We start from the raw sequence: 20,526 nt of genomic DNA, 5'->3' as shown, positions 1-20,526 counted from the left end.
ACTTAGTTACAGCTATGGGCAAGTGTCCATGAACCATCGCTACCCGGAACACTGTTTGTGTACCAGTTAGCGCTATAAGCTTTGCCTTGATATTGTATTTTGTCATCTGTGTTGTTATGAGTATAAGGACCTGCTGAATAATCCTTTCTAACCCAGTTAGGATACGCGTTAATATCATTACAATCAGTAGAACTTACAACCGTACAACCATTAGCGTCAACAGTAGTACCGGTTGGCGTATTAGGGCACTGATCAATATTATCGTTAACGCCGTCATTGTCACTATCAGCAACAGGTACCTCAACAGCACAACCAACATTATTTACACTTGTACCTGCTGGTGTATTAGGACATTGATCAATATTATCATTAATGCCATCAGCGTCACTATCGGCAACTGTTATAGCACAACCAATGCTGTCAACAGTTGTACCTGATGGTGTGTTATCACATTGGTCAACGCTGTCTATTACGCCATCACCATCGCTATCTAGGTTTACGTTACCACTGCCTTGCCAACCTTTAATAATCTCTTTAACTTTTGTACCAGAAGCAGTTAATGAGTCCCAACCTCCACCTGGAGTAAAAGTAGAAGCGCCTTCATTTTTGTCATTAAGAGCCCAGTTAGCATGGCTAATATTATTTGTCTTAAAAAATGCCATCCATGCATCAGTTTCATTTACATTTACACTGCCATTACCATCGGCATTAACTGTACCCCATTCGGTAGCAAATAAAGCAATTCCATTATCTAAAGCTGTTTGTGCTTTATTTCTATAAGATTGACCATGTGTACCTGCATAAAAATGAAGAGTGTATGCAATATTAGCGCGATCAATTGGATCTAGCGACGCAACATCAACATCTTGTGACCACGTTGGCGTACCTACAACAATTAAGTTATCTGGGTCAATTGCTCTAATTTTATCAATAACGGTTTCTGCGTATGGTTTTATGGCATTAGCCCAAGATATTTGCAGTGGTTCATTATAAATTTCGTAAATAACGTTATCGTATTCACCGTATTTAGTTGCAACTTCTTCAAAAAAGCGAACGGCTGTTGCTTGATCTGTGTGGGCTTCATGGCTATGAAAATCAATAATAACGTACATGTCTTGTGCTATAGCAGCATTAACAACAGTATCAAGACGGTTCATATTCCCATCCCAATCATAATTTAAACTGCCACCAGCACTTGCTCCATGCCCAATTGCAGCACGAATTATTGTTGCACCAAATTCTGACTTAGCCTTGGCAACGGTGTCTGCTGTGTAAAAATTTTCGCCACCCCAACCGGTATTACTCCAAAATAAACTAGTACCAGCAAAGCTAACACTTTCTCCATCAGCTAATATTTGATTTCCGCTCACGTTTAATGGCTCAACGGCTGCATTCGCAAGGCTTGAAAAACCTAATAATAAAGCTAAAGATAAACTCGTAACCTTAAAGGTCCCTTTCTTGTGGTTACTTAAACTATTATTCATAATATTTTCCTTAAATAAAATAATCAGGCATTTTGCCTAATGTATTAGAGCATTCATAAAAAATAAGCACTAAAGGAGTGTAGTCTCAATTTTTTACCGGTGTAAAGTATCAGAACACTATTAACATCAAATGAATAAATAGGTACAAATGAAAACATGATGTTTTAAAAAGTAAATTAAAAAACAACTTTTCAGAGGAGATTAAAGATTTTAAGTAGGTTTCATGCTTTTTATACACATTTTAGAAACAAAAACATGTTAAAAAAAAGTAATAATTAAATGTATAAATGGTAATTAATGGTTATCTAATAAAAATAACCACTAATATTTAGAAGGAATATGATTAGTGCTAACTTAACTTTGAGTGAATTTTAGTCTTTATTACTGAATAGATTTGAAACTTAGCTTTCAAATTATTTATGATTTAACTTCGGCTTTAATCGCAGGTAACTTTCTACCTAAGCGATACGCATCAACAATACTTAACACCCACACAACAACCATAGTAGGTACATACTTATATTCTGCTAATTTAGCACAAGCGGCAGAGGGTTCATGCGCCGCGTTTAAAATAGCCGTTACCGACATCTGTATTTTCCCCGAGACAATCTCATTGGCTGTGCATTGTGCAATAGCAAATATATCTTTAAGCGTTAAAATTAAAAGAAGCGAAAATACACCCGAAAAAATAGCACCTATAAGACGCTTTTTTAGAAAAAAATGCCCTGCTCCCGGATAAACAACAGCGGTTAATAGCGCAGCTTTAATATCTTGTTTCATTTTTACCTAATATAAATTTCACTTTAAAGTGATCACATAAAAAAGCCACTTTGCAGTGGCTCAATTAAAATATCAAGTAGTTAAATGTATTATTGTTCATCAAACCCAAGTGTTAACGCTATACCAACAAAACAACTTGCTCTGTAACAAATATAAAACTACTACCCTATATAACACGATATGTTTTACTGACTTTTATTTTAGTTAGCTCTGAGTAATTGCTTTTTGATTTAGCCCTAGGGCGTGTTGTTCTTTGGTGGTTGAGTTTACAGCAGTATGTTTGGTTTTTAGGCAAGGCAGAACCTATGTAGTGTGGTTATTCCCCATAAATAGGCGATAATGCAGCATAAATACCAAACATGCACTGCTCGAAGGGTTCTTTCTAGAGACGATTAACACGCCCTAAGAACAAATAAAAATAATTTAATAAATTAAAGTAAACATCAACCACACCAAGTTAAGTTATCGGCTTCGCTATAACTACTTTGAGCTAGAGTACTATGAGCTAGAGTACTATGAGTTAGAGTACTATGAGTTAGAGTGCTTTGAGTTAGAGTACAATGACCATTTTCCCTCATTACTCACGAGGTCCTTTTACAAGTATTTTAACTTTATGAAAAACAATAAAAATATGTATAAAGGCTCTAAATCGAGCATTGAAACTTTCAGCGCACACTTGTACACTTAAATTCATTCAAACAGTGGTGGTACCCTTTATGTCGCTTCAAGCGCCCTATTCTCAAAAAGAAGAACAACTAAACGTAATTAGCCACGCGCTAGGTATTATTTTTGCTGTGTTTGTTATGTGGGATTTATTTAATCAAGCCACCAGCACTAAAGCTTATATAAGTACTGCTATTTATGGCAGTAGCTTATTCATACTTTTTTTATCATCAACCCTATACCATGCCAGTATTCAACCTCGCTTAAGAGCCTTTTATAAAAAGTGCGACCATAGCGCTATTTATCTATTAATAGCAGGCACCTACACCCCCTTTTTATTAATTTCGTTAAGCGGTACTTGGTCATGGGCAACGCTTACCTTTATTTGGACTGTGGCACTGGCAGGCGTTGCCTATAAAGTACTTGTAAAAAATGGTAATAAAAAAATATCACTCGCAACTTACTTACTAATGGGTTGGTTTGCACTTGCCATTGTATATCCGCTTTATTCAATAGTTGATGTAAAAGCACTTTATTGGTTACTTGCCGGTGGTGTGTTTTACAGCTTAGGCACCTTTTTTTACAGTGCTAAAAATACGCAATTTAGCCACGCAATTTGGCATTTATTTGTTATAGCGGGGTGTGTTTGCCATTATATTTCAATTAGTAATTACGTTTATTAAACTGATTTAGCTATTAAAATGGTCTGGTTTGAGCAACAAGCAAACATTGAGTTAATCGATTTTAATATTTAGCTTTTAGCTAAATTTAAATAAACCTTAAAGCTGGTAGTTTGATTGTTTGAACTGACCTCTATACCGCCACCGTTTGCTTGCGCTAGAGCTTTCACTATTGCAAGCCCTAAACCGGCTCCATCGCTGTGTCGTTGGCGCGACTTATCGGGTCGATAAAAGCGGTCAAATAAATAAGGTAAATGCTCAGAAGGTATTCTCTCCCCTGTATTAATCACTGAAATGCATATTTTTTCAGCAGTGATCATCTCACTGTTTACTGTGATTGATGAGCCTTTTGGGGCGTACCTAATTGCATTGGATAGTAAGTTTGATAATAATTGGCGAAAGTGTAATTTGTCACAATAAAAACAAAGGTTTTCACCTTTTTTATCAAATGCAATCAATGAGTCTTCAGCCAAAGCGTCAAAATACTCAAATAACGCTTCAATTTCATCATGGCTTTTTAGAGTGTTTTGAACGGGTTTAATTAGCCCATTTTGAGTTTTTGCGAGCCAAAGCATATCACTAACCATTTTAGTTAATCGCTCAAGTTCTTCTAAGTTAGAAAACAATAATTCTTGATACTCTTCCAACTGCCTTTTTTTAGATAATCCAACCTGTGTTTGAGTAATTATATTTGTGAGTGGAGTTCGTAGTTCATGAGCAATATCACTAGAAAAATTTGATAAGCGAATAAATTCACCTTGGAGCCTGTCGAGCATTGAGTTAAACGACTGCACCATATTAACAAGCTCAATAGGCACTTTATTTTCATCAAGCCTTACATCCATTTTATTAGTTTGGATATCATGCATTTTCTGACTTAAACCTCGTAAAGGGTTTAATCCTTGATGTATAGCAAACCAAGCCACCAATAAAATGAGTACCGCTGAACCAAACATAATAGCCCAAAGGCTTTGCTGAAATTGATTGAGAAAGTGTAAATGAAAGCTCATATCTATCGCTGTAGTAATCTTGTATTGCTGTTGCCCAGTACTTAAATTACTCACCAGAGCTCGGTAGGTGTGAGTATCATTTTGCCATGAGATAATGTTGTTACGGTTAAAGCCAGTTGAAGCCTTTGCACTCATTGCAAAATCACTAAAATCTCGTTCAGAGCTTTGAAAAATCAGCTCTCCTTTTGCGGTATTTACCTGATAGTAAACACCGTGATGACCCGCTACAGCGTTAGATAATTCATTTTTAAGTTTCAGGTTTGATTTATACTGTTGTGTTAAAACAAATTCAATAGATTGATTAATAACATGTAGTTCACTGCTATCTTGCTGAAAAAAATGATGTTTTATCGAACTATTTATTAAAGAGGCAACTAAAGTTAAGCACGCAATAACGGTTACAGCCACAAACAACACAACACGCATCGTAAGTGATAAAGGTCGTGACTTAATAGTCATCAGTTTCAACTTCTAATTTATAGCCCATACCACGAACTGTATGAATTAATTTAACAGTAAAGTCATCATCAACTTTTGCTCTTAGCCTACGAATGGCAACATCAATCACATTGGTGTCACTATCAAAATTCATATCCCATACTTGAGAAGCAATTAACGAACGTGGCAGTACTTCACCTTCGCGCCGTAACAATAGTTCAAGTAAGCTAAACTCTTTATTACTCAATAAAATACGCTTGCCTGCACGTTGTATTTTTCGCTTTGGAATATCCATTTCTAAATCAGCAACGATCAGTATATCGTCAACTGTTTGCACTGCACCACGGCGAATAAGAGTGCGTACTCTTGCTAAAACTTCAGCAAAAGCAAAAGGCTTTATTAAATAGTCATCAGCACCAAGTTCGAGCCCCTTTACTCTATCATCTATGCTATCGCGAGCAGATAAAAATAGTACTGGGGTTTTGTTATCTGCTTCACGTAGCGACTGTAAAATTTTCCAACCGGATACGTCAGGTAACATGACATCAAGTATTATTACATCAAATAATTCGGTCATTGCTAGGTGATGACCGTCAAGACCATTGCGTGCCAAAGAAACCTGAAAACCAGCTTCACTTAGTCCCTGTTTTAAATAATCTCCCGTTTTTGCTTCATCTTCAACAACTAATAAGCGCATACAATTCCTTCATTAAAGTCCTAACAACTACCTCTGCAAATATTATGCAGTATCTGTCACTACAGCAACATGACACCAAGATTACAACTTTGTAATGTTCGCGTCATGTTAAAGACAGGTCTATTTTCTATACTCAATACATATTCTGCTATGAAGGAGTAAGGAAATGGGGTTTAAAAAGTCATCACAACAGGTTAGCACACCACGAAGACGATTTGTTCAAGGCTTAATTGCAGGAGGTGTACTTGCTGCTTTTCCGAGCGTATTACATGCTGCATCATCTTTAGTAGCAGGAACAATAACAGGCACTGTGCCCGAACTTAGCGGCAAAGTAATTGATCTGGTTATAGATGAATCGCCGGTTAACTTTACTGGCGTAGTACGTATGGCGACAACTATCAATGGATCTATACCCGCCCCGACCTTGCGCCTAAAAGAAGGCGATGACGTTACTATTAGAGTAACAAATAAATTATCAGTACCGAGTTCAATTCATTGGCATGGCATTATTTTACCGTATCAAATGGATGGCGTACCAGGTATCAGCTTTAAAGGCATTATGCCGGGCGAAACCTTTGTTTATAAATTTAAACTGCAACAAAGCGGTACATATTGGTATCACTCACATAGTGGCTTTCAAGAAATGACAGGTATGTACGGTGCCTTAATTATTGAGCCGCGAGAAAACGATATTATTAGTGCAGATAACGAGCATGTTATTCAATTATCTGATTGGACTGATGATGACCCAATGGCGCTGTTCCGTAAATTAAAAGTACAGAGTGATGTATTTAACTTCAATCAACCCACTGTTCCAGAGTTTTTCGATGACGTTTCAAGCAGCAGTATTTCAAATGCTCTACAGCGCCGAAAAATGTGGAATCAGATGCGAATGAATCCTACAGACTTAGCTGATTTATCTGCATCAGCAATGACTTTTTTAATGAACGGCAGTACTCCAATGGCAAACTGGCGTGGATTATTTAAAGTCGGTGAAAAGCTTAGATTAAGGTTTATTAATGGCTCTAGTAATAGCTTTTTTGACGTGCGTATCCCCGAGCTAAAACTAACGGTTGTACAAGCAGATGGGCAAAACGTTGAACCAGTGACAGTTGATGAATTTAGATTCGGCCCTGGTGAAACCTACGACGTAATTGTTGAGCCTAAAAATGATGCCTATACTATTTTTGCTCAAAGTATGGATCGCTCTGGTTACGCAAAAGGAACTTTATCAAGCTCGCCTAATATTGATGCGCCAGTACCTGCACTTGACCCTGTTGAATGGTTAACGATGACCGATATGATGGGCAATATGACCCACGGCGGTGAGCATTCTGCAATGGCTGGTATGGCTGGCATGTCAGGTATGAACTCTAAAGAAATGGATCATAGCGCTATGGGGCACGGTGCAATGGCGATGGATCATAGCAAACATGGTATGTCTGAAAACCCATTGGCGGTTGCCAGCTCTAAAGTGCGTCATGCAAAAACGGAGTATGGAGCTTCAGTTGATATGCGCGTTGATATGCCTAGAACAAATCTTGATGATCCTGGTATTGGTTTACGTAAAAATGGTCGCCGTGTTTTAACACTTGCAGATTTACACTCACTTGAAGGGATCACTAACCAGCAAGAGCCAGAAGCTGAAATTGAGCTGCATTTAACCGGCAACATGGAGCGTTATAGCTGGTCATTTGATGGCTTAGAATTTGGTAAAAGCACGCCAGTGCATATGAAGCATAACCAACGTTTAAGAGTTATTTTACAAAACGATACCATGATGACACACCCTATGCATTTGCATGGTATGTGGAGTGATTTAGAAAACGAGCAAGGTGATGTGCAAGTGCGACGTCATACGATTCCTGTTCAACCAGCACAAAGAATCAGCTTTTTAACCACCCCTCACGATGTAGGTCGCTGGGCTTGGCATTGCCATTTATTATTCCATATGGATGCCGGTATGTTTAGAGAGGTAGTCGTATCATGAAACAATTAAAACTATCTAAATCATTAGGTTTATTAATGTTAACTGGGGCTTCATTAATTAGTTTCCCTTTATTAGCGCAAAGTGAAATGGCACAAATGAATAGCGCTAAGATGCAACCACAAGGAGGAAGTGCACCTAAAGATGCAAGAGACCCTCATGCTTACTCTGCGGGAACAACTTTAACAGAAGGCCCATATGCGCTTGAGGGCAATGAGCGATTAACACTCGCTGATGAGCATCCATTTTACGCATTACTAGGCGATCGTCTTGAATATAACGAGCAAGCAAACGCAGGTGTGTTTGACTTACAAGCATGGTACGGCACTACCTTTGATCGATTGGTAATTAAAACCGAGGGTGATTTCAGCGAAGGAAGTATTGAAGAAAACCAAACCGATATTTTATGGGGGCACGCCGTATCAGCATATTGGGATACTCAAGCAGGTGTTCGTCTTGATTACAATAAAGAAGGTGAAAATCGGCAATGGTTGGCTTTTGGCTTGCAAGGTTTAGCCCCTTATTGGTTTGAACTTGATATGACAGCGTACGTAGGTGAGCGAGGCAATACCGCATTTACGTTAGAGGCAGAGTACGAACTACTACTCACGCAAAAGCTAATTATACAACCGCGAGCCGAAATTACACTTTATGGCAAAAACGATAAACAAAACGAACTTGGAAGTGGCCTATCAAGCAGCGCGATTGGCGTTAGGGTTCGTTATGAATTTACACGCCAGTTTGCGCCCTATATTGGCGTTGAATGGAGCAATAAATTTGGCAATACCGCCGACTATGCCACATCAAGTGGACAAAGTAGCAACAACACCGCATTTGTTGCGGGTATTAAATTTTGGTTTTAATCATTTTAAATAAGAGGTAATTATGAAGTTTTTTAATTCTGCAGTAGCCATTTTAGGTTTAGTGCTTACATTTTCCGCATCAGCGCATATATCACTCAAGCAATCAACACCTGCGCAAGAAGCCATGTTAATGAAAAGCCCAGAGCAACTTTCGTTAACTTTTGGTGGTGAAGTAAGGCTAGCAAAAGTCATCATCAAAGATGAAAAAAATAAATCAATAAACTTTGATTTCAAACCCAGCTCCACCCCAAGCACAGACTTTAGTTGGTCATTACCGAGCCTAGCCCAAGGCACTTACACGGTTAAATGGACAGCACTCGGTGGTGATGGACATAAAATGACCGACACGTTTAGATTTATGGTACACAAAAGTGAATCGCATAAGATGATGCAAGAACAATCTAATACCCACAGCAAACATAATCATTAAGTAGCAACATAATGCAATTAAGTGAATGGTCAGTACTCTTACTATTATTAAAACTAGCAAGCTATATCGCAATTGCAGGGCTTGCGGGCACTTTATTAATGCGCTTTATGTGTGGCAACAGCAATGTTGCAGGGCATCACTTAATTAGCTTTTATCAGTTATTAAAACGTTGGCAAATTACGTGTGTAGTTACAGGTAGTATTGCTGCACTTTTACAAGTACCAATAGAAGCTGGAGCAATGGCTGAATCAGGCTTTATGGGAATGTTTGACCCCTTTATGCTTGAAATTGTTTGGCAATCAGTCATAGGTGACCAAGCAACGTTTAGAATACCAGCGCTTATTATTGCTCTAATTAGCGCATGTATGTGGAATGTGAAATCAGATGATAACGTAGCAGGTTATAAAAACGGTGCCGTTATACTAATCATGCTTGGGTTTATCGCTTATAGCTTCACTTTTACTGGGCACAGTGCAAATGAAAATGGGTTAGTGAAAAGTATTTTAACCTTTCATCTTATTGCCATTGCGAGTTGGTTAGGGTCATTGTGGCCGCTTTACAAAAGCTGCACTTTACTACCTACCAGTGAAGTAAAGCGGTTAATGCATTACTTTGGTCAACTCGCTATTGTTATTGTATTTGTACTGCTTATTTCGGGCTTAACTCTGCTCCTGCAGTACTTAGAGTCATTTTCTGCATTGTTTACATCAAATTATGGGCAACTAATTTTATTAAAGCTGTTACTCGTCAGCGCGATGCTGTTACTAGGTGCATGGCATAAGCTTTTTTTAGTCCCGCAAATCACTCAACAACACCATATAAGTATATTAAAACGTTCGATTACTGTTGAAATAGTAATTGCCCTGTTTGTGCTTATTACAACAAGTGTATTTACCACACTTGTTGGTCCGCCTGTTTAACGATTAATAAAAAAGGAAAACGTATGTTAATTAAATTCTCTGACTTAAAAATTTTATTGCTACTAATTTTTAGCGCTGTTAGTTCTTTTGCTGTTAGTGCACATAGCGATGAAGAACATTCAAAAAAAGGCTGGGCTTTTGTCAATGTTGATAGCGAAGCTGCAAAGACAGTCAGCCTATTTCATGCATCTCTAAAACAAGGCAATGGCGAAGCTGCACGTAAATTACTAGCCGACGATGTCATCATTTTTGAAGGCGGAAGTGTTGAGCGTTCTGCAGATGAATACGCGAACCATCATATGATAGCGGATATGAAATTCTTAAGTGCAGTTAATAGTGAACTACTAGAGCATCAAGTTTACACAAATGGAGACATAGCTTACTCAGTTTCAAGAAGTGAAACTCAAGGAAAGTACAAAGGAAAAGATATTAAGTCTATGGGAATGGAATCAATCACATTAAAAAACACCGATACAGGTTGGAAAATCACTCATATTCATTGGTCAAATTAAGGAGTTAACAATGCGAGTAATCTACATTACCTCAGCGTTATTTTTATCATTAACTATGTCATTTTCTACAATAAGTATCGAAAAACAACATAAAGCATTAATAACTTATGATAATTCAGAAAAACCTAAAATTGAGCTTACCGTTTATAAAAGTAAAAATTGTGGATGTTGTAATAAGTGGATTGCTCACTTGAGCGAAAACAATATTCAAACAAAAGCAATTAACGTTAATGATATGGGGTCGATTAAATCTCAGTATCAAATAAAACCTAATATGCGTTCATGCCATACAGCCGTTTCAGCCGATGGATTTGTATTTGAAGGTCATGTTCCCGCTAAATATATAAAACAATTTTTATCTGGGCAACACGCACCGCACATTACAGGCTTAAGTGTACCAGCAATGCCTATTGGCACTCCAGGAATGGAAATGAACGGTATATTTCACAAATATAATATTGAACTACTCACTAACAACTCAAATGAAGAAACCTACAAATACATAAGTAAATCTAACGAGCAATTTTAGCTTAACGGCATAATTTTTTGAGTTAATTATTAAATACTCATTTTGCATACTAGAAAACACTAATTTGTGAGTTTAATAGTGTAAAAATCACTCACATGTAAAAACAAAATAGGTAACTTACAAGGAGCAATACAATGTCACACTATTCAAAATTTTGTTTAATGATAGCAACATCCACAATAACCATGTTTGTATTGATGTATTTGAACACCTACCAACTTAGTCATGTTTATTTTAGTGAAACTCGTACTTATATGGCGCTTTATATGGGAGCCGCGATGGCAGTGATAATGCTGCTTTTCATGCTCAATATGTATAAAGATAAAAAGAAAAATATAGCAGTACTCATTGCTAGTGTTGCCGTATTTGCGGGAAGTTTATTTTTAGTTCGCTCACAAGCGACTGTTGCTGATAGCTCATGGATGTCGGCGATGATCCCACATCACTCAATTGCCATACTCACCAGTGACAGATCAAAAATTAAAGATAAACGCGTTAAAAAGCTAGCTAAAAACATAATTGAAGCCCAAGAGCGAGAAATAAAAGAAATGCAATGGCTCCTAAAAGATATAGAGCAAAACGGCATTACACAAACCAATGCTCAAGCACAATTAAGAGCTGTTCCAAATTTCAATTCAAATAAATAAACCACATAACATAAGGAGTAAAGCATGAGCAAATCAGCCCAACTTTTTAGAATGGTAACAGATGAGCATATTTGTCCGTTTGGTTTAAAATCAAAAGACCTACTAGAGCGAGAGGGATATACAGTTGATGATCAGCTTTTAACTTCTCGAGAGCAAACAGATGAATTTAAAAAACAACACAATGTAGAAACTACACCTCAAACATTTATAGATAATAAACGTATTGGTGGCTACGACGATTTACGCGATTACTTTAATAAGCCAAAAGCTGCCCAACAAGGCACAACTTACACCCCCGTAATTGCGATTTTTTCAGTTAGTTTTTTGCTTAGTGTGGCATTTAGTTTTGCATCGGATAATAGCTTATTATCAATGCAAACCGCTGAACTGTTTGTAGCCCTAACAATGGCAGTGTTAGCAATACAAAAGCTTCAAGACTTATTTAGCTTTACTAATTCATTTATAACCTATGATTTAGTCGCTATGAAAGTAGTTAGGTACGCTTATGTTTACCCATTTTTAGAAGCATTTGTTGGCATTGGAATGATAGCCGGATTACCAGCCTATGTTATTGCCCCTATTTCATTATTTATAGGTGGGGTTGGGGCTGTTTCAGTGATAAAAGCAGTCTATATAGATAAACGAGAGCTAAAATGTGCGTGTGTAGGCGGTGACAGTAACGTACCACTAGGGTTTATCTCCCTAACAGAAAACTTATTTATGATAGCTGCCGGTATTTGGATGTTTGTTAGGTAAACAACAGCTTTAATTTAAAAATATGATGACGAGCTTATTTATAGCACGAACCAGACTCAGTAGTTGAGTCTGGTTCTGCCTGAACTTAAAACCCCATCAATTTGCTCTGACACCTTTAAGGCATCATCTAGTTTCAACCAGAGTGTGTCACAATTTCTAATCTTATTTATATTCCAAGATTATTTTGGGCTGTAAATCATTAATTATTTTATTGACCACTACATAGTTTGTGCGCGCCTATTACAAATACCTTCAGCTCTGAGAGCAAAGTTTATGGGCGTGGCATTAAAAAACAATATTAAAGCAAATACGAATAAGCTATTGGTTAAATAAATCAACGAAGTATCGAAGAGCTTTACTCTACGCATAAATGGTATATTAAACCTATTTCGTTATTTGACTTTGAAAGTTATATTTCAGGTTCTTCAAAATTTCTCTTATTAATTGATGATGAAAAAACAAGCTTAAATCGTCTGTTCAATCACTAAAAGTAATGAGCAATATACATGTCAATATTTTTGAGGAAACATCAAAAATATTGACTCACAATAGAGTCATCCCGCTTAACGTTGGTAAAATCCAACATATAGCCAATCATTACTTACCTTATTATCTAAGTGCTATATGTTCTTAAAATAGAGATTTAAATGTTAGAATTAAGACCTAACTGTGAATGTTGCAATAAGGATTTACCCCCAAACTCAATAGAAGCGGGTATCTGTTCTTTTGAATGCACTTTTTGTACAAATTGTGTGGAACAATTTTAAATAATCAATGTCCTAATTGTGTTGGGAATTTTGTTACCCGACCAATAAGACCAATTTCAGCATTAAAAGACCACCCTGCATCAACTAAACGTATTTTAAAAGACCGTAGCTGTACGCCACATACATAATAAACACATAATATAGACACCAAAGAAGTGAGCTATGTTTATGCTTCTCAATCAGTTATATAGTCCGTTAAAGCCCCTTGTGAGGCTACACGTTTTACTTAAAAGCTATATTACTGAGCTCAAAATTTTACTTAAGGAATTTTTATGAATGAACTAATTGCATCTTTACATTTGGCAGTTAATAAGCTGATAAAATCAGTGCCTCAAATAAGAACAAATGGCGATAATTATAAAGCGGATAAAAATAAAAAAGACAACTTAGGGCGAACCCATTATTCGGTTTATCTTAACTATACAAATAACACAGATGATAAAAACTTCAACAAGTACATGAACTACGATGACTACATGCAAAAGGCAGAGTGGAGAGTGATTGCAGTCACTTTTTTTAATTTACGAAATATTAAAAGCTCGAAAAAAGACTTTTTAGAACTTAATGATGATGAAAGAAAAATAAATGATGAAGAGTTACGTGATGGTCTGTCTCTCATTATATCTAAGGCAGTTCCGTTAATAAGGGATTTATATCCACTGTATATCGACGATATAGATTTAGAAGTTGAACATCTAAACAATTTACAAATGAGAATGGAAAATCAAAAAGATTTTCTTACTCCTAGTTTCTTGAACAGATATTATGGTCATTACGGTAGCCCGACAACGTTGCAACAACATTTCATAAACTACTTAGAAAGAAATGACGATGAATATATAAAAAACAACTTTGATTTTATAGAAAATAATATTGAAAACCTGAAGGTAAATATAGCAATAGTACAAGAGATCGTGGATATTTTTCACTACATGGAAAGCGTAAAAGAATAATATACTTTTACCTGTACTTTACCGTTTATAACTAAGCTATGTGTGCAAAGCATTTTAAAATAATATGACTCCCCATTGATATAGCCCTTCCCTTGGCGTTAATGAGTCATCACGCTATTAAAATACTAATATATAAAACAATGTAGTAATTAGGATCGCATTCACCCTAATTACTACAAAGAAACCAAATCAAACAAAAAACGACGTCACTTAATCCACTTTTATAACCAAAGCAAATCGACCATCTTTATGTGTAAAACCCCAAACAGAGTTGTTGTTATGATTATAACCCCACAAATAAGTCCCACAACTGCTGCTTACATCACTTGGCGCACTACCAAAACCCGATTGGAACATAACACTAAAGTCATCCGAGTAAGATGTGGCAGTAAAGCAGTTTTCATCTAAAAACGTATCCCAAACACCCGTTTCTTCGTTGTATCGACCAATGGTTAAAGTAGATAAATCAACTCCTTCTGGAGCAGTCATAGCAATCGCCATTGCGTCAGCGTCATCTTCAGCTGTGACCACGCCATCTCGAATAACATTTGTTGGATTATCAGTTTCCACTGCATCTTTATCGAAAAACAACTCTGAAGGAGAACGTGTTTGCACAAATCCATTCGTATTTTTATACGAGCCATCTTGGTTTAAGTTACCATTAATGTACAAAATATCAGATACAGTCGTCGCATCATCGTCGGTAAACCAGCTTAATGACAACAATTCGTTCATAGCTTGTTCTTTACGAGGAATACTATAAGCGTCTGCAAACGTTGTATATTCACCTTTGCCTGTTCCTAAATCATCTTGATAGTTTGCATCAACGCCCACCTGCTTTTTATCTTGGGTATCTGTTGTTAACACTTCTACACTGTTATAGGTTAAATTAAAACCATCTAAAATAGCCGCTTCAGTACCAATATAACCGGCTTCGTCAGGTGTTTTTGTTGTTGCCCAATAAGATTCGTAAGGAGAAACAACACGCTGTAGCGCATCACTCGTATAGCTTGCGCTATCCCCGACATTCCATTCAATAGGGATAATTTCTTCAATGGTTTTACCCGTTGAATCAACATCATATTGCACCCATGCATTTTGAGATTCGTCCCAATATGTTCCCATGTTCATATCAGCTTCTGAGAAATTTACAGGTGCATAATAGTTTTTAAACGTAATTTGACGACCATTAACTTCAACAATCACAAATGAAATTTTGTTTGATTTTTCATACTTAGTTAAATCTTTAGTGTATTGACTATTTGTTCCTTCGTAGTCACCTACTTGAGCAAAATTATCCTGTGCTAAACCCGTTTCATATTTATCATGAATACCATAACGGTTGTTATACGCTTTCCAAGATGCATTACCGGCAACAATTTGTGTAAAGCCAACCGATGGATTCGAATTATCTGGATGAATTAAACTACGTGAATATTGATGATCGTGCCCAGCAATATAGTTAACTTTATATTCACTCAATAAATTAAGCACATTATCCATTAAACCAGGTGAAGACTCATCTTGCAGTTGTAAATAACCTAATTGCCCAGTATCAAGTCCTAATATGCCTGGCTCAGTTTCATCCTCATCTCCACTTGTACCATCACTTTTTAATGAACTAATATAGTCAAAATATTCATCATAATTATAAACAGACGGACGCTTTTTAGTTGACAAAGCTTCGTGACCAAACATAACAATATGATCAACCGTAGTCCCTTTTGTTTCTAAAACATTTTTTAACCAATCGTAAATAAGAAGCCAAGTACCTTCATAGTTAACAGACACTAAATCACTGGCATAAAAGTCTATAGCAATAAATAGGGTATTGTTTTGAACGGTATAGTACATAAGATCTTCAATACCTTCGTAACCGACTATTTCGCCACTTTCTAACCCTTTGCTTAACAGTTTTCCTGGGTATTGTTGGTATAAATTGTACCCTTGATCGTATTGCTGTGAATCGGCATCGGTATAAGCATCAATACCATTATCCATGTTATTAACAGAGCGATTATCTGTCGTATCCACTGAAGTAGTAAACCAACTTAGCCAATCATAACCGTCTACAATTTCGTGATTACCACGCACAGGTAAAACAGTCATTCCGGCTTCGCTTAACGGTGTGCCTACTTTATCCATCCATTCAACATATTCGTTTTCTGTACGTACATCAGTCATATCGCCAACTGCGAGTACAACTGAAACCCCCTCTTCTTTTATTTTAGAAACAATAGGGTCAACTAATAAAGCAGGAAGATGTTTAAAATCATAAGGCGTATCAGCGCGTTCGCTACTTGCGACTTCAACAGGCACGTCGCCGGTAGCAAGAGGCTCTCCATTTTCATCAACAAAAATAGCGTTATACGGGTCAGACACGTCAATCTTCCAACCTTCACCATCAAAAATGTCATCATTATTAACGTCATATCCAATATCGACAGATAACGTTATACCACTGTCTCTTATACACAAGTCTTTTAATATCGATAAGTCTGTGATCTAATCGGTCATCATCACTCATAGATTTATCGTATGCACACAAACACTTCTGAAGAATGGGCTCAATTAATTTTTGGTAACGCTAATTTAGGAGATCCGAGACGCACCCGACGATTAGCTCTGCTAGCAAGCGATATGGCTGAGAATGCAGACAGCTCAATTGTTAAGGCTTCTGATACACCCGCAAAAATTGAAGCCGCTTACCGTTTCATTAGAAATGAGAAAATATCCCCTCAAGCGATTGCCAATTCAGGGTTCTCACAAACGAGTGAAGCGGTAAAGCAGCTGCCTTTGGTTCTTGCTATCCAAGATACGACAGGATTGACATTTAAACACAGTGTTTGCAAAGAATTAGGCGATGTGAACTGTTCAAATACATTAGGAAAACCATCAAAAACAAGAACGCTATATGCGCATTCAACTTTAGCAATTGATGCAGAGACGGAGCACGTTATTGGTTTACTCGACCAGTACTATTGGTTTAGGAAATCAAAGGTTAAAGGGACTAAAGATCAACAACAGCAACGCCCTTACGAAGAGAAAGAAAGCTATCGCTGGCAACAAACATTAATGGATATAAAAAACGTACAGGTGAATTATCAAATATACTTAACGTCTGCGACAGAGAAGCTGACATTTATGAATACATGACTTACCAAAAAGATGAAGGGCATCGATTTTTAGTCCGAGCAAAAGAAAATAGAAAATTAATAGAGCCTCAATGCAATCTTAATCAGTTAATAGAAACAGCGCAGGGTCAGTGTTGTTACACTATTAATATAGCGCAACGTGCGGGCAGAAAAGCGCGTCAGGCTCGAATTACATTGAGTTATCAACCTATAATTCTCGCCAAGCCTAAGCGAGTTCAAGGGAAAGAATCAGCGACATTGAGTGTCAATGTCATTGTCTGTCAGGAAAAAGAAAGTACGCAAAAAAATCCATTATGTTGGATTTTATATACGACAGAGCCCGTAAACACAGCAGAAGATGCCCAGAAATTAGTAAGATATTATGAACTGCGCTGGCGTGTAGAGGAGTTTCATAAAACATGGAAAACAGATGGAACCGAAGTAGAAAATTTACGTTTGCAGCACAGTGATAATATTTTACGAATTGCGATCATTAAAGCGTTTATTGCTGTCAGGTTATTACAGCTGCAAAATATGGCGCAAAGGAGTGAATTAGACAAAGAAGTGAGATGTACAACTTGTGTTAAAGAGATGACGTGGAAGTTACTATGGGCAAAGGTTGAAAAGGATGTGTTGCCGGATAAAGTACCGTCTCTTCATTGGCTATACTATAGTTTAGCGAAATTGGGAGGGTGGTATGACAGTAAAAGAAATGGTCGAGTTGGCGTAAAAGCACTCTGGAAGGGGTGGCTGAAATTAGCCGCAATGGTCGAATCTGCCGAATTGTTAATATCAATTCAGCAGGCAGAAAAGTTGTGATCAAGAGACAGCGTTATACCATCGTAGGTATGCGTAATTGTTTGTTTATAATCATCATCATCTCGGCCTTGCGTATCGGGTATAACAGCAAAACGCCAAACATTATCACTATTATTTTCTGCAAGTTTATTAGCCCCTTGCGTCAGAGTTGTACTTACCGTAGTTTCATTTTCAACTTGATCGGAATTTTCTGCTGAATCTAAATTATCAGAACCACACGCAAAAAGAGCATTTGAAATAACAACTATTAGAGCGGTTTTGGTTAAAGCCTTCATTAGGGTATTTACCTATTATTTAATTATAATTTTATGGCAACTTAGCTTCACAGCTGCCAAATAGAAATAATGTAAATAAGGTACAGAGGAAATATTACAATTTTATGGAAATATAAATTAACAACAAAATAAACCAAACTGCCACTCTAATTATTAATGATATAAAAAGTGAAAACCAATCAGTAAATAATTAAGATATAGATAATAAATCAATAGGTTGCACTATCTTCAATGGTAGAGAGAATATTTAAACTTTAGAAAAGGGTAAAAAAAGGTCTTAGGGTCGTCTCTTACATTTAGCCACTTTTTTTAACGCTTGCGGTATTCAGTCAAACTTCGGAAAAGGCGAAAACCAGACACTGAAAAAAAGTTAAATTTATTCCTACTTCTTTGAGTAGTAGCCTAATTTTGTCCGATAACATTATTAAATGCCGTTTTGGGGCAAAATAACATGCTTAATTCCTAGCTGTTTTAATTACTTGTTTACAAAGGTAATTATTGGTGAAATTATCAGGGTATGTAATATATGCCGTTTTGGTCTGTTATAAACCACCATAATGGTGTTCAATAAGCTGTTAGTGAGCAAAGGAAATATGCGCGTAATCTTCATGATTTGTATTCTCTCATTTATAACTTCATGCAGTAGAGAAGTTCATTACGCAGTAGATGGTTTTTTCTTTTCCGTTAAAGGTTTAACAAAGACCGAATTAATAGTCGTACTGGATAGTTTCTCTGAATCTGAAAATTTTGATAAATTGTCTGAAGGTGGGGACAAAATGCTGCCTGAAGTTAAAATTAACTTTATGATGGCAGCGTACAAAAACGAACATGGATATGGGTTCTTAGTTAACAACGTTTTAAATAAAAGCTGTTTTTCAGTGGCAACTTATGACAAAAAGCACAATGGAGAGTTTTTTGCCAAAGAGTTGTCGGCAAAATTAACGGAATTATTAAAGCAAAAATACAAAGGTTCACTTATCTTGTATGCTGATAAGTATTGTGAAATAGCTCACTAACAAGTGACTATGGTGTCAATTCCTAATTTCAAACCATTTTAGGATCCCACATGACACCATCTCTCACCATAGAATTTATGATTACTATAAGCTTTCTTATACAGGCAATAATAGCCACTTTTTTAGGTTTCCCTGCCGCGACTAGCCGATGATAAATAGCTTTAAATTTAAGGTTGCATTGGATAGCTGACATCATTGCTATATACATTGCGGTTCTAATTTTTGGTCGTCCACCTCGTATCATCCGTTTACCCTGATAAGCACCACTTTCTCGATTAAATGGTGCAACACCAACTAGTGATGCAGCCTCTTTATTGTTTACACACCCAAGCTCAGGCATGTCACTAAGTAAGTTAAACGCGACAACATTACCAACGCCAGGCACACTTTGAATAATGTCATTCTTGACACTATATTCGTCACATTCTTTGATGAGTTTTTGTAGTTTCAAATCTACTTTTTCAATCTGATTTTTTAATGCCGTTAGGATAGGTTTTATTAGTGATGATATTGTTTTTGGCATTATCTGTGAGCGATTTTTCTCCATCGTTTGCATATCCATTAACTGCCTTCTTCTAGAAAGTAAATCACTCATCAAGCGCATCTGCTCTGGCTTTAAAGAAGAGAGTGGTGGCTTTATTGCTTCACCAAAATGAGCGATGAGTTGCGCATCAAGTTTATCTGTTTTTGCTTTTTGGCCAATAGCGCCTGCGAAACGTTTAATATTAACGGGATTAGCAACAACGAAAGGGATATTTGCTTCAGCACACGCCATAATAAAGGGGTGTTCAAGGCGCCCAGTTGCTTCAATAGTAACACGCGTTATTGGGTGCTTTTTTAGTGTTTTTATAGCGTGTTTAATGCCGCCGTCATTGTTTTCTACGGTGAAATATATATCTAACGGTCGGATGTAAATATCGAGTTGAGTTTTACCTGTATCGACACCGACGTTAATTTCATTTTGATTATTGAGTGTATTCATAATAAGCTGACTCTGCCTTGCGATTCGGGCTCGAGGCCCCGTTGACTATCCGAGTTTAATGCTTGGAGTTTATACAGCGTTCTTTCTTGTTACCGGTCTCTCAATAGAGGAGCCTTCAATCAATCGAACTACTGTATAAAAGGCTTTGGTTGCAGCCAAAGCTTGGGCCTCACATTACCCGAAC

Annotated in this window: 21 protein-coding genes; 14 read left to right on the top strand and 7 right to left on the bottom strand. The window is 36.9% G+C overall.

The features are described from left to right. Positions 1-2 precede the first annotated feature (2 nt). A complete protein-coding gene (locus L647_RS0108235; protein ID WP_024610730.1) occupies positions 3-1,484 on the bottom strand; it encodes a cellulase family glycosylhydrolase in 1,482 nt (493 codons plus the stop codon). Between the two features lie 417 nt (positions 1,485-1,901). Further along, entirely contained in the window at positions 1,902-2,264 is a 363-nt protein-coding gene (locus tag L647_RS0108230; protein WP_024610729.1) for a hypothetical protein, read from the bottom strand. Positions 2,265-2,980: 716 nt separating this feature from the next. Here L647_RS0108230 and L647_RS0108225 point away from each other — a divergent pair. Next, positions 2,981-3,610 (top strand): hemolysin III family protein, encoded by a 630-nt coding sequence (locus L647_RS0108225; RefSeq protein WP_024610728.1) that lies wholly within the window; start codon positions 2,981-2,983, stop codon positions 3,608-3,610. Between the two features lie 68 nt (positions 3,611-3,678). Here L647_RS0108225 and L647_RS0108220 read toward each other — a convergent pair whose 3' ends face one another. Further along, complete coding sequence (locus L647_RS0108220) at positions 3,679-5,076, bottom strand: heavy metal sensor histidine kinase (RefSeq protein ID WP_024610727.1); 1,398 nt, start codon at positions 5,074-5,076, stop codon at positions 3,679-3,681. After that, positions 5,066-5,752 (bottom strand): heavy metal response regulator transcription factor, encoded by a 687-nt coding sequence (locus L647_RS0108215; RefSeq protein ID WP_024610726.1) that lies wholly within the window; start codon positions 5,750-5,752, stop codon positions 5,066-5,068. The genes L647_RS0108220 and L647_RS0108215 overlap by 11 nt, the downstream gene beginning before the upstream one ends. Positions 5,753-5,918: 166 nt before the next feature. Between L647_RS0108215 and L647_RS0108210 the strand changes: the two genes are divergently transcribed. From L647_RS0108210 to L647_RS0108170, 10 genes are all read left to right on the top strand, one after another. Beyond that, positions 5,919-7,742: a copper resistance system multicopper oxidase gene (locus L647_RS0108210; RefSeq protein WP_024610725.1), complete on the top strand. Its 1,824-nt coding sequence runs from the start codon at positions 5,919-5,921 to the stop codon at positions 7,740-7,742. Then, entirely contained in the window at positions 7,739-8,602 is an 864-nt protein-coding gene (locus tag L647_RS0108205) for a copper resistance protein B (protein ID WP_024610724.1), read from the top strand. Before L647_RS0108210 ends, L647_RS0108205 begins: the two co-directional genes overlap by 4 nt. A gap of 22 nt (positions 8,603-8,624) precedes the next feature. Next, entirely contained in the window at positions 8,625-9,032 is a 408-nt protein-coding gene (locus tag L647_RS0108200; protein ID WP_010554094.1) for a copper resistance CopC family protein, read from the top strand. Positions 9,033-9,043: 11 nt separating this feature from the next. After that, the gene (locus L647_RS0108195; RefSeq protein WP_024610723.1) at positions 9,044-9,952 is read left to right on the top strand and encodes a CopD family protein; all 909 of its coding nucleotides are present in this window, start codon (positions 9,044-9,046) and stop codon (positions 9,950-9,952) included. 23 nt (positions 9,953-9,975) lie between these two features. Beyond that, positions 9,976-10,464 carry a nuclear transport factor 2 family protein gene (locus tag L647_RS0108190; RefSeq protein WP_024610722.1) on the top strand — a complete coding sequence of 163 codons (489 nt, stop codon included), beginning with the start codon at positions 9,976-9,978 and terminating at the stop codon, positions 10,462-10,464. Between the two features lie 10 nt (positions 10,465-10,474). Further along, positions 10,475-10,993 (top strand): DUF411 domain-containing protein, encoded by a 519-nt coding sequence (locus L647_RS0108185; RefSeq protein ID WP_024610721.1) that lies wholly within the window; start codon positions 10,475-10,477, stop codon positions 10,991-10,993. Positions 10,994-11,127: 134 nt separating this feature from the next. Next, positions 11,128-11,640, top strand: coding sequence for a DUF305 domain-containing protein (locus L647_RS0108180; protein WP_024610720.1), 513 nt, complete (start codon positions 11,128-11,130; stop codon positions 11,638-11,640). Between the two features lie 24 nt (positions 11,641-11,664). Then, positions 11,665-12,396, top strand: coding sequence for a glutaredoxin (locus tag L647_RS0108175; RefSeq protein ID WP_024610719.1), 732 nt, complete (start codon positions 11,665-11,667; stop codon positions 12,394-12,396). A 647-nt stretch (positions 12,397-13,043) separates the two neighbouring features. Next, entirely contained in the window at positions 13,044-13,163 is a 120-nt protein-coding gene (locus tag L647_RS1000000126355; protein WP_253948843.1) for a DUF1272 domain-containing protein, read from the top strand. Positions 13,164-13,435: 272 nt separating this feature from the next. Further along, positions 13,436-14,116 carry a hypothetical protein gene (locus L647_RS0108170; RefSeq protein ID WP_024610718.1) on the top strand — a complete coding sequence of 227 codons (681 nt, stop codon included), beginning with the start codon at positions 13,436-13,438 and terminating at the stop codon, positions 14,114-14,116. Between the two features lie 210 nt (positions 14,117-14,326). Here the strand turns inward: L647_RS0108170 and L647_RS0108165 are convergent, their stop codons facing one another. Further along, positions 14,327-16,594, bottom strand: coding sequence for a metallophosphoesterase family protein (locus L647_RS0108165; protein WP_024610717.1), 2,268 nt, complete (start codon positions 16,592-16,594; stop codon positions 14,327-14,329). Between the two features lie 60 nt (positions 16,595-16,654). On the opposite strand from L647_RS0108165, the gene L647_RS1000000126230 reads away from it, so the two are divergent. Together L647_RS1000000126230 and L647_RS1000000126225 are read left to right on the top strand one after the other, a co-directional pair. Continuing rightward, positions 16,655-17,272: a transposase DNA-binding-containing protein gene (locus tag L647_RS1000000126230; protein ID WP_050581973.1), complete on the top strand. Its 618-nt coding sequence runs from the start codon at positions 16,655-16,657 to the stop codon at positions 17,270-17,272. Then, positions 17,176-18,069, top strand: a complete 894-nt coding sequence (locus L647_RS1000000126225) for an IS4 family transposase (RefSeq protein WP_216712731.1) — start codon at positions 17,176-17,178, stop codon at positions 18,067-18,069. Before L647_RS1000000126230 ends, L647_RS1000000126225 begins: the two co-directional genes overlap by 97 nt. On the opposite strand, the gene L647_RS0108155 is transcribed toward L647_RS1000000126225, so the two are convergent. After that, complete coding sequence (locus L647_RS0108155) at positions 18,048-18,344, bottom strand: hypothetical protein (RefSeq protein ID WP_024610716.1); 297 nt, start codon at positions 18,342-18,344, stop codon at positions 18,048-18,050. The two genes, L647_RS1000000126225 and L647_RS0108155, sit on opposite strands and share 22 nt — an antisense overlap. A 578-nt stretch (positions 18,345-18,922) precedes the next feature. Here L647_RS0108155 and L647_RS0108150 point away from each other — a divergent pair. Further along, positions 18,923-19,360: a hypothetical protein gene (locus tag L647_RS0108150; protein ID WP_139015430.1), complete on the top strand. Its 438-nt coding sequence runs from the start codon at positions 18,923-18,925 to the stop codon at positions 19,358-19,360. 28 nt (positions 19,361-19,388) lie between these two features. On the opposite strand, the gene L647_RS0108145 is transcribed toward L647_RS0108150, so the two are convergent. Continuing rightward, positions 19,389-20,342, bottom strand: a complete 954-nt coding sequence (locus L647_RS0108145; RefSeq protein ID WP_024610714.1) for an IS110 family transposase — start codon at positions 20,340-20,342, stop codon at positions 19,389-19,391. Between the last annotated feature and the right edge of the window lie 184 nt (positions 20,343-20,526).

This window comes from Pseudoalteromonas sp. TB64 (genome assembly GCF_000498095.1).
GTDB lineage: Bacteria > Pseudomonadota > Gammaproteobacteria > Enterobacterales > Alteromonadaceae > Pseudoalteromonas.
This window is presented reverse-complemented; position numbering and strand designations above follow the sequence as displayed.